This window comes from Streptococcus sp. Marseille-Q7156 (genome assembly GCF_965119495.1).
Genome location: NZ_CBCPLU010000001.1, coordinates 422,082 through 432,628 on the forward strand (window position 1 = coordinate 422,082; position 10,547 = coordinate 432,628).

Below are 10,547 nucleotides of genomic sequence, written 5' to 3' on the forward strand. Positions count from 1 at the left end.
ATGTTACACAACGCATTTGCCTATGTTACAAGGAAGTTTTTCAAATCAATTGTCATCTTCCTGATTATTCTCCTCATGGCGAGCTTGAGTTTGGTCGGCTTGTCGATCAAGGGAGCTACTGCCAAGGCTTCTCAGGAGACATTTAAAAATATCACCAATAGCTTCTCCATGCAAATCAATCGTCGCGTCAATCAAGGAACACCTCGTGGTGCTGGGAATATCAAGGGTGAAGATATCAAAAAGATCACCGAAAACAAGGCCATTGAGTCTTATGTTAAACGCATTAATGCCATTGGAGATTTGACTGGATATGAACTCATCGAAACGCCAGATACCAAGAAAAATCTGACACCTGACCGTGCTAAACATTTTGGAAGCAGCTTAATGATCACTGGTGTCAATGACTCTTCCAAAGAAGACAAGTTTGTCTCTGGTTCTTATAAGCTGGTCGAAGGTGAGCATCTAACAAACGACGACAAGGACAAGATCCTCCTGCACAAGGACTTGGCAGCCAAACACGGCTGGAAAGTAGGAGATAAGGTTAAACTGGACTCCAATGTCTATGATGCAGACAATGAAAAAGGGGCCAAGGAAACAGTCGAAGTGACAATCAAGGGACTCTTTGATGGTCACAATAAGTCGGCAGTAACCTACTCACAAGAACTCTATGAAAATACAGCTATCACAGACATTCACACTGCTGCAAAACTTTATGGATACACAGAAGACACAGCTATTTATGGGGACGCAACCTTCTTTGTAACAGCGGACAAGAACTTGGATGATGTTATGAAAGAGTTGAATGGCATCAGTGGTATCAACTGGAAGAGCTATACTTTAGTTAAGAGCTCCTCTAACTATCCAGCTCTTGAGCAATCCATCTCTGGTATGTACAAGATGGCCAACCTCCTCTTCTGGGGTAGCTTGAGTTTCTCAGTTCTTCTCCTTGCCCTCTTACTCAGCCTTTGGATCAACGCTCGTCGCAAGGAAGTGGGAATTCTCCTCTCTATCGGTCTCAAGCAGGCAAGTATCTTGGGACAATTCATCGCTGAATCTATCTTGATTGCCATCCCTGCTCTTGTTTCTGCTTACTTCCTAGCTAATTACACTGCCCGTGCAATCGGAAATACTGTCCTTGCCAATGTCTCTTCAGGTGTTGCCAAACAGGCTAGCAAGGCGGCTCAAGCTTCTAACCTTGGTGGTGGTGCAGAAGTAGATGGCTTTAGCAAGACCTTGTCGAGCCTAGATATTTCTATTCAGACATCAGATTTTATCATTGTTTTTGTCCTTGCCTTGGTTCTAGTGGTTCTCGTTATGGCGCTTGCTTCAAGCAATCTCCTTAGAAAACAACCAAAAGAACTCTTACTTGATGGTGAATAAGTCTGAAAAAATTATTCTGGAATAAAAACTACATCTTGTTTTTCTATTCCAGAATGGTGGATAGAGAATGGATATTTAACAATACAAAATAGAGCCGAAAGCAGTGGTGAAAATCATTGCTTTCAATCGCTTTCTTTGTACTTTAGTGTTTAAATATGATATACTAAAGCTATGGAATTTATTAGAAAGGAATTTCACAACTTATATATGGAATTGTGCATAAAAATCTATAGAAATCTTATCTTGAAAATAGATAGATAAATCTGTAGAAGCCTGCCCATATCGCAAACATAGGCTAGTAGACCTAGGCAGGGTCTACTTTGGAAAATATAGATTAGTGAGGAAAAATAAACATTATGAGACAAACAAATGTTAGAGGGACATTATCCCTACGTGGCTTTAGAAAATTAAGAACTGGTGCAATTGTTGCGACAGGTGTGATTTTATTGGGGCTGGGCTTTTTAGCTCCAACTGTATCAGCTAATGAACAAGATGGTGTTTGGATAGCCAGAACAGTTGCAGAAGTAAAAGCTGATATTCAAAATATAGACAATTTGTCACACTACACAATTAAGTGGGGAGATACACTGAGTGCTATTAGTGGAGCAACAGGACTATCTGTTGATAGTTTGGTTGAGATAAATCGTATTGCAAATAGAGATTTGATTTTTGCTAATAATAAATTGTATTTTAGCGAAGAGGCTTTTCTAAAAGATGGAAATACAGAAGTAAAAAGACAGCGAGTGTCGATTGATAATTCTGGTAGCTGTCAAAGTTATGAAGTTGAAACAAAGACAGATACTGTAACTGGAGAGCAAACTACTACTGTTAAACAAACGACACCAGTAGTTGTGGAAACACCAGCAGCAGGAACAACGCCAAAAGCAGAAGAGCCATCGACACCGGCACCGAAAGAAGAGACTCCAGTAACACCAGCGCCAAAAGCGGAAGAGCCAACGACTCCAGCGCCAGGAACAACAGAAACCCCAACTCCAGCGCAACCTGTGGAAGACCAACCAGCAGCGCCAGGAGCAACAGAAACCCCAACTCCAGCGCAACCAGCTGAAGAAACTCCAGCGTCAGGAGCAACAGAAACCCCAACTCCAGCGAAACCGGTAGAAGATCAACCAGCAGCGCCAGGAGCAACAGAAACCCCAACTCCAGCGAAACCGGTAGAAGATCAACCAGCAGCGCCAGGAGCAACAGAAACCCCAACTCCAGCGCAACCTGTGGAAGACCAACCAGCAGCGCCAGGAGCAACAGAACAACCAACTCCATCGCAACCAGCGGAAAACCAACCAGCAGGTTCAGGCACAACAGAAGACACTCCAGCGGATTCAAATAATCAGAACAATCCAACTGAACCAAAAGATGATGTTGAAAAAGGTCTAGAGGAAAATGACTCCGAGTTAGAGTCACGTAAAAATATTAAATTAGAAGAAATTGAGTCGAGTAGTCTATCATCTAGTGAAAAAGAAGCTGCTAAATTAAATGTAGAAGAATATACAAAAAAAGCTAAAGAAGCAATGAAACAAGCAAAAACTACGGAAGATCAAGCGGCTGTAGTGGACAATTATTCAGATGACTTAGCTAAGATTAATACTCCTGGAGTTGACCAAGGTAAACCAGATTACACAAATTCAGGATTATCTGGAAACGGACCAGCAGGAACACATATTGGAGATAACAATGTTATTGGGCATGGAAATAGTACACCAGAAAATACAGCTTTTAGAAATGCACCAGTGTATCAACCACGTGTAACACGTCGTGCAAGAAGTGTAGATGAACCTCAAAATAAAGTTTCTATTTATTATAATTTTGATGGTATGAAAGATATTCCTGGATTCTTTGATGATTTAGGTGGTAAAAATGAAGTTGACATACCAAAAGATGTCTCTGGTGATGCTTTGAAATCTATTTTAAAAGCAAGAATAGATAAGAAGAAAGCAGAACTTGAAAGAAAAGGATACAAGATTGCTGATGAATATTTTGTAGGTATTGATCAAGCAGACGCAACTCATTATGACTACGTAGTAACTTTCACTAAAGAGAAAACAGGAACTACAGGTTTCAGAATTGCACCAGAAGTTCAAGTAAGAGCTAAAAAAGTTGTGAAAAGAGATTTATCAAATAAAACAAAACAAATAAATATCTATTATAATTTAAAAGCCCTTAAAGATATAGCTGGAGCATTAGGAGAATTAGGTGGTGAAAATATGCTTACTGTCTCCGGAGATGTATCTAAAGAAGACTTAAAACGAGCTATTGAAGAAAAAACAAAAGCTCAAATTGAGAAACTGAAAAAACAAGGCTTTACAGTTACGTCAAAAACAGACTTGGATCAAATCGTTGAGGGTGGAGATAACTATGATTATGTTATAGAATTCACAAAAGAAGCCAAAACGCAACCGGTAGGAACCACAGGTTTCAGAATGGCTCCAGCAGTTCAACCACGTGCTAGCAGAAATCGTAGAAGTCTGGAACAGCCAGCTCCTCAAAAGGTCAAAGTAAATGTATTTTATAACTTTGATAAAATGAAAGATATTGCAGGTTTCCTAGGAGATATTGATGGAACTTCTCTTGAAATCGCGGAAGGTTTAACACCTGAACAGGTGAAAGCAGCGGCAAAGAGCCAAGTTGAAGCTAAGAGAGAAGAGTTGAGCAAACGCGGCTACACTTTCAAAGAGGACTATGTCTATCAAGCTAATGGGAAAGATTATAACTACGTTGTAACATTTTCAAAAGCAACCAAATAACCTTCCTTCCATAGGGAGTGAAATGTGAGCAGAGAGAGCGATAGGCTCTCTTTGTTTTATCTAGTAGCAAGTTTCTTAAAGACAAAAGACCAATAAGAGGCTATAATAAATAGAGTAGGTATTTATTATAAGAAAAATAAAAAAGAGAGCAGTTAAAGTATGAAAATTTTAATTGTAGAAGATGAAGAGATGATCCGTGAGGGAGTCAGTGACTATTTGACGGATTGCGGTTATGAAACCATTGAGGCAGCAGACGGTCAAGAAGCCTTAGAAAAATTTTCCAACTATGAAGTAGCCTTGGTTTTACTGGATATCCAGATGCCCAAGCTCAATGGTCTAGAAGTCCTATCTGAGATTCGTAAAATCAGTCAGGTTCCTGTCTTGATGTTGACAGCTTTTCAGGATGAGGAATACAAGATGAGTGCTTTTGCTTCTCTGGCGGATGGCTATCTGGAAAAACCCTTCTCCCTCTCCCTCTTAAAAGTAAGGGTGGACGCGATTTTCAAGCGCTATTATGATAAGGGACGAGTCTTCTCCTATAAGGATGCCAAGGTGGATTTTGAGAGCTATAGTGCAAGCCTCGCAGGTCAAGAAGTCGCCATCAATGCCAAAGAGTTGGAAATTTTGGATTATTTGGTAAAAAATGAAGGCCGGGCCTTGACTCGGTCTCAGATTATCGATGCGGTCTGGAAGGCGACAGATGAGGTTCCCTTTGACCGTGTCATTGATGTCTATATCAAGGAACTGCGGAAAAAGCTAGATTTGGACTGCATCCTCACTGTGCGCAATGTTGGTTATAAATTGGAGCGAAAATGAAACGAACAGGTTTATTTGCAAAGATATTTATCTATACCTTCTCGATTTTTAGTCTTCTAGTCGTCTGTCTTCATTTAGCCATTTATTTTCTCTTTCCCTCGACTTATCTGAGCCACCGTCAGGAAACCATTGGTCAGAAAGCGACAGCTATTGCCCAGTCCCTAGAAGGAAAGGATAGGCAGAGTATCGAGCAAGTCCTAGACCTGTATTCCCAAACCAGTGAGATCAAGGGGGCTGTCAAGGGGGAGATGACCGAGGACAAGTTGGAGGTCAAGGACAGTCTTCCTCTGGACACGGAACGTCAAACTACCTCCCTCTTTATCGAGGAGCGTGAGGTGAAAACGCAAGACGGAAGTACCATGACTCTTCAGTTTCTAGCGTCCATGGACTTGCAAAAGGAGGCTGAGCAGATTAGTCTTCAATTTTTGCCCTATACCTTGTTGGCATCCTTTCTAATTTCCCTTTTGGTGGCTTATATATATGCTCGGACCATTGTTGCCCCGATTTTGGAAATCAAGTGGGTGACCCGTCGGATGATGGATTTGGATGCCCAAGTACGATTGCGCGTGGATTCCAAGGATGAGATTGGGGATCTCAAGGAACAAATCAATAGCCTTTATCAGCACCTTTTGACTGTTATTGCGGACTTGCATGACAAGAATGAAGCCATTCTCCAGCTGGAAAAGATGAAGGTTGAGTTCCTACGAGGGGCTTCTCATGAACTGAAAACACCGCTGGCCAGTTTGAAAATCCTAATCGAAAATATGAAAGAGAATATCGGTCGTTATAAGGATAGAGATCACTATCTTGGAGTTGCTTTGGGGATTGTGGATGAGCTCAATCACCATGTTCTCCAGATACTTTCCCTCTCTTCTGTGCAGGAATTACGAGATGATAGGGAAACAATTGATTTACTCCAGATGACGCAAATTCTGGTTAAGGATTATGCCTTGCTAGCCAAGGAGAGAGAACTTCAGATTGACAATAGTTTGAACCACCAGCAGGCTTATCTAAATCCATCTGTGATGAAATTGATTCTTTCTAACCTCATCAGCAATGCTATCAAGCATTCTGTTCCAGGTGGCTTGGTCCGCATCGGAGAGAGAGAAGGGGAACTTTTTATCGAGAATAGCTGTAGCCCAGAAGAACAGGAAAAACTGGCCCAGTCTTTTTCTGATAATGCTAGTCGCAAGGCCAAGGGTTCGGGGATGGGGCTCTTTGTGGTCAAGAGTCTACTGGAACATGAAAAATTACCCTATCGTTTTGAAATGCAAGAGAATCGCTTAACCTTCTTTATAGCTTTTCCAAAAGTTGCCTAAGGCTAGGCAGAGAAAGGGTTTACATAGATGAAGCTAGAAGAAATTCAATCGAAACTGCGGGAAAAACTAGATTTTTTTGTCAAAAAGTGATAAAATGAACAATGTAAATGGGATGACCCATAAAAATATACAGGAGGCCTGATAAAATGGCAATCGTTTCAGCAGAAAAATTTGTCCAAGCAGCTCGTGACAACGGTTATGCAGTTGGTGGATTTAACACAAACAACCTTGAGTGGACTCAAGCTATCTTGCGCGCAGCAGAAGCTAAAAAAGCTCCAGTTTTGATCCAAACTTCAATGGGTGCTGCTAAATACATGGGTGGTTACAAAGTTGCTCGCAACTTGATCGCTAACCTTGTTGAATCAATGGGTATCACTGTACCAGTAGCTATCCACCTTGACCACGGTCACTACGAAGATGCACTTGAGTGTATCCGAGTTGGTTATACTTCAGTTATGTTTGATGGTTCACACCTTCCAGTTGAAGAAAACCTTGAAAAAGCTCGTAAAGTTGTAGAATTTGCTCATGCAAATGGTGTATCAGTAGAAGCTGAAGTTGGTACTATCGGTGGTGAAGAAGACGGAATCATCGGTGATGGTGAATTGGCTCCAATCGAAGACGCTAAAGCAATGGTTGAAACTGGTATCGACTTCTTGGCAGCTGGTATCGGTAACATCCACGGTCCTTACCCAGAAAACTGGAAAGGTCTTCACCTTGATCACTTGCAAAAATTGACTGAAGCTGTTCCAGGATTCCCAATCGTATTGCACGGTGGTTCAGGTATTCCTGATGAGCAAATCCAAGAAGCTATCAAACTTGGTGTTGCGAAAGTTAACGTTAACACAGAATGCCAAATCGCATTTGCTAACGCAACTCGTAAATTTGCTCGTGACTACGAAGCAAACGAAGCAGAATACGACAAGAAAAAACTCTTCGACCCACGTAAATTCTTGGCTGACGGTGTAAAAGCTATCCAAGCATCAGTTGAAGAACGTATCGATGTATTCGGTTCAGAAGGTAAAGCATAATCTAGCTGAATAATACAGAATAGAAACCTGCCTATTGGGTGGGTTTTTTGGTGTTTTAAGGGAACTATTAAGCCAGAATATTGGATTAAAAATATCATTTTATGAGAAAAATTTTCAATTTCATAAACTTTAAGCAAACGCTTGCATTCTAGTTTTTATTGGACTATAATAGGTTGGTATAAAGCCTTCTGTAGCAATAAAATGTAGAAGGTGTAGAAAGTAAGGATTTAGAATATTTGTAGTCAAAAATACAATGTTGCTATTCCTTGCGATAGGGAGATAGATATGGCAATGATAGAAGTGGAACATCTTCAGAAAAATTTTGTGAAGACTGTTAAGGAACCGGGATTGAAGGGGGCTTTACGTTCCTTTATTCATCCTGAAAAGCAGACCTTTGAAGCGGTCAAAGATTTGACTTTTGAAGTTCCAAAAGGGCAGATTTTAGGATTTATCGGGGCAAATGGTGCTGGAAAGTCGACAACCATCAAAATGCTGACAGGGATTTTGAAACCGACATCTGGTTTTTGTCGGATTAATGGCAAGATTCCCCAGGACAATCGCCAAGATTATGTCAAGGATATTGGAGTCGTTTTCGGACAACGCACCCAGCTATGGTGGGATTTGGCTTTACAAGAGACCTACACGGTCTTGAAGGAGATTTACGATGTGCCAGACTCGCTCTTTCATAAGCGAATGGACTTTTTGAATGAAGTCTTGGATTTGAAGGACTTTATCAAGGATCCCGTGCGGACTCTTTCACTGGGGCAACGGATGCGGGCTGATATTGCGGCTTCCTTACTTCACAATCCCAAGGTTCTCTTTTTAGATGAGCCGACCATTGGTTTGGACGTTTCGGTCAAGGACAATATTCGTCGGGCTATTACTCAGATCAATCAGGAGGAAGAGACGACCATTCTCTTGACCACCCATGACTTAAGTGATATTGAGCAGCTATGTGATCGGATTTTTATGATTGATAAGGGGCAAGAGATTTTTGATGGAACGGTGAGCCAGCTCAAGGAAACATTTGGTAAGATGAAGACTCTCTCCTTTGAACTGCTACCAGGTCAAAGTCATCTCCTTTCTCACTATGAAGGCTTTTCGGATATGACAATTGATAGACAGGGGAATAGCCTCAACATTGAGTTTGATAGTTCTCGCTACCAATCAGCTGATATTATTAAGCAAACCCTGTCTGATTTTGAAATCCGCGATTTGAAAATGGTGGATACAGATATCGAGGATATTATCCGCCGCTTCTACCGAAAGGAGCTCTAAGATGGTCAAATTGTGGAGACGTTATAAACCCTTTATCAATGCAGGTGTTCAGGAGTTGATTACCTATCGAGTCAACTTTATTCTCTATCGGATTGGGGATGTCATGGGGGCTTTTGTAGCCTTTTATCTCTGGAAGGCAGTCTTTGATTCCTCCCAGGAGTCTTTAATTCAGGGCTTCAGTATGGCGGATATCACCCTCTACATCATTATGAGTTTTGTGACCAATCTTCTTACTAGGTCAGATTCTTCTTTTATGATTGGGGAGGAGGTCAAGGATGGTTCCATTATCATGCGCTTACTGAGACCAGTGCATTTTGCGGCCTCTTATCTTTTCACTGAGCTTGGTTCCAAGTGGTTGATTTTTATCAGCGTTGGCCTTCCATTTTTAAGTGTCATTGTTTTGATGAAAATCGTATCTGGGCAAGGGATTGTAGAAGTGCTGGGATTAACTGTCCTTTATCTTTTTAGCTTAACGCTGGCCTATCTGATTAACTTTTTCTTTAATATTTGCTTTGGATTTTCTGCCTTTGTGTTTAAAAATCTTTGGGGTTCCAATCTCCTCAAGACTTCCATAGTGGCCTTTATGTCTGGAAGTTTGATTCCCTTGGCTTTCTTTCCAAAGGTTGTTTCAGATATTCTGTCCTTCTTGCCTTTTTCATCCTTGATTTACACTCCGGTCATGATTATCGTTGGGAAATACGATGCCAGTCAGATGATTCAGGCGCTCGCTTTGCAGTTTTTCTGGCTCTTAGTGATGGTAGGCTTGTCTCAGTTGATTTGGAAACGAGTCCAGTCATTTATCACCATTCAAGGAGGGTAGTATGAAAAAATATCAACGCATGCATCTGATTTTTATCAGACAATACATCAAACAGATCATGGAATACAAGGTGGATTTTGTAGTTGGTGTCCTGGGAGTTTTTCTGACCCAAGGCTTGAACCTCTTGTTTCTCAATGTCATCTTTCAACATATTCCATCCCTAGAAGGTTGGACCTTTCAAGAGATTGCCTTTATCTATGGCTTTTCCTTGATTCCTAAGGGATTTGACCATCTCTTTTTTGACAATCTTTGGGCTCTAGGACAGCGCTTGGTGCGAAAAGGAGAATTTGATAAGTACCTGACGCGTCCCATCAATCCTCTTTTTCATATCCTAGTTGAGACTTTTCAGATTGATGCCTTGGGAGAACTCTTGGTCGGTGGAATTTTACTAGCGACAACAGTATCAAGCATTGCTTGGACTCTTCCAAAATTCTTGCTTTTCCTAGTTTGTATTCCTTTTGCGACCTTGATTTATACTTCCTTGAAAATCGCGACAGCCAGCATCGCTTTTTGGACCAAGCAGTCAGGCGCCATGATTTACATTTTTTATATGTTTAATGATTTTGCCAAGTATCCGATTTCCATTTACAATTCGCTTCTTCGATGGTTGATTAGCTTTATCGTGCCTTTCGCCTTTACAGCCTACTATCCTGCCAGCTATTTTTTGCAGGACAAGGATGTAATCTTTAACATCGGAGGTTTGATGTTGATTTCTATGGTTTTCTTTGTCATTTCCCTTAAACTTTGGGATAGTGGTTTAGATGCCTACGAAAGTGCGGGTTCTTAGCATAGATGTTATCAAAGCCTTGTCTCAGGACAGGCTTTTTCTAATAAAGATGAAAATTCCTTGACATCTGTTCTCAGAGTGCTATATTGTAAGTGTAATCGCCGATTTAGCTCATACTCTTCGAAAATCTCTTCAAACCACGTCAACGTCGCCTTGCCGTATATATGTGACTGACTTCGTCAGTTCTATCTACAACCTAAAAGCAGTGCTTTTAGCAACCTGCGGCTAGCTTCCTAGTTTGTTTTTTGATTTTCATTGAGTATTAGTTGCTAGAGCAAGACACTCATAAAGCCTAGGTTATAGGTAGATAAACGACTGAAGATTTGAAAAATTAGATATGTAGAAAAATAACCGTTAAGC

8 protein-coding genes are annotated in these 10,547 nt (G+C 40.9%); all 8 read left to right on the plus strand.

Annotated elements, in window-relative coordinates:
• Nucleotides 1–1,380, plus strand: coding sequence for an ABC transporter permease subunit Vex3 (vex3, locus tag ACWPV5_RS02180; RefSeq protein WP_454382093.1), 1,380 nt, complete (start codon nucleotides 1–3; stop codon nucleotides 1,378–1,380).
• A 356-nt stretch (nucleotides 1,381–1,736) separates the two neighbouring features.
• Entirely contained in the window at nucleotides 1,737–4,139 is a 2,403-nt protein-coding gene (locus tag ACWPV5_RS02185; protein ID WP_454382094.1) for a LysM peptidoglycan-binding domain-containing protein, read from the plus strand.
• 159 nt (nucleotides 4,140–4,298) lie between these two features.
• Nucleotides 4,299–4,955 carry a response regulator transcription factor VncR gene (gene vncR, locus ACWPV5_RS02190; RefSeq protein ID WP_101782736.1) on the plus strand — a complete coding sequence of 219 codons (657 nt, stop codon included), beginning with the start codon at nucleotides 4,299–4,301 and terminating at the stop codon, nucleotides 4,953–4,955.
• Complete coding sequence (vncS, locus tag ACWPV5_RS02195) at nucleotides 4,952–6,274, plus strand: sensor histidine kinase (RefSeq protein WP_219967522.1); 1,323 nt, start codon at nucleotides 4,952–4,954, stop codon at nucleotides 6,272–6,274. Before vncR ends, vncS begins: the two co-directional genes overlap by 4 nt.
• 146 nt (nucleotides 6,275–6,420) lie before the next feature.
• Nucleotides 6,421–7,302 (plus strand): class II fructose-bisphosphate aldolase, encoded by an 882-nt coding sequence (locus tag ACWPV5_RS02200; protein ID WP_033684898.1) that lies wholly within the window; start codon nucleotides 6,421–6,423, stop codon nucleotides 7,300–7,302.
• Nucleotides 7,303–7,587: 285 nt separating this feature from the next.
• Nucleotides 7,588–8,580, plus strand: coding sequence for an ABC transporter ATP-binding protein (locus ACWPV5_RS02205; RefSeq protein ID WP_001240787.1), 993 nt, complete (start codon nucleotides 7,588–7,590; stop codon nucleotides 8,578–8,580).
• A gap of 1 nt (nucleotide 8,581) precedes the next feature.
• On the plus strand, nucleotides 8,582–9,400 hold the full coding sequence (locus ACWPV5_RS02210) for an ABC transporter permease (protein WP_219967521.1): 819 nt from the start codon (nucleotides 8,582–8,584) through the stop codon (nucleotides 9,398–9,400).
• A 1-nt stretch (nucleotide 9,401) separates the two neighbouring features.
• Nucleotides 9,402–10,187: an ABC transporter permease gene (locus ACWPV5_RS02215; RefSeq protein ID WP_055356855.1), complete on the plus strand. Its 786-nt coding sequence runs from the start codon at nucleotides 9,402–9,404 to the stop codon at nucleotides 10,185–10,187.
• The last annotated feature ends 360 nt before the right edge of the window (nucleotides 10,188–10,547 follow it).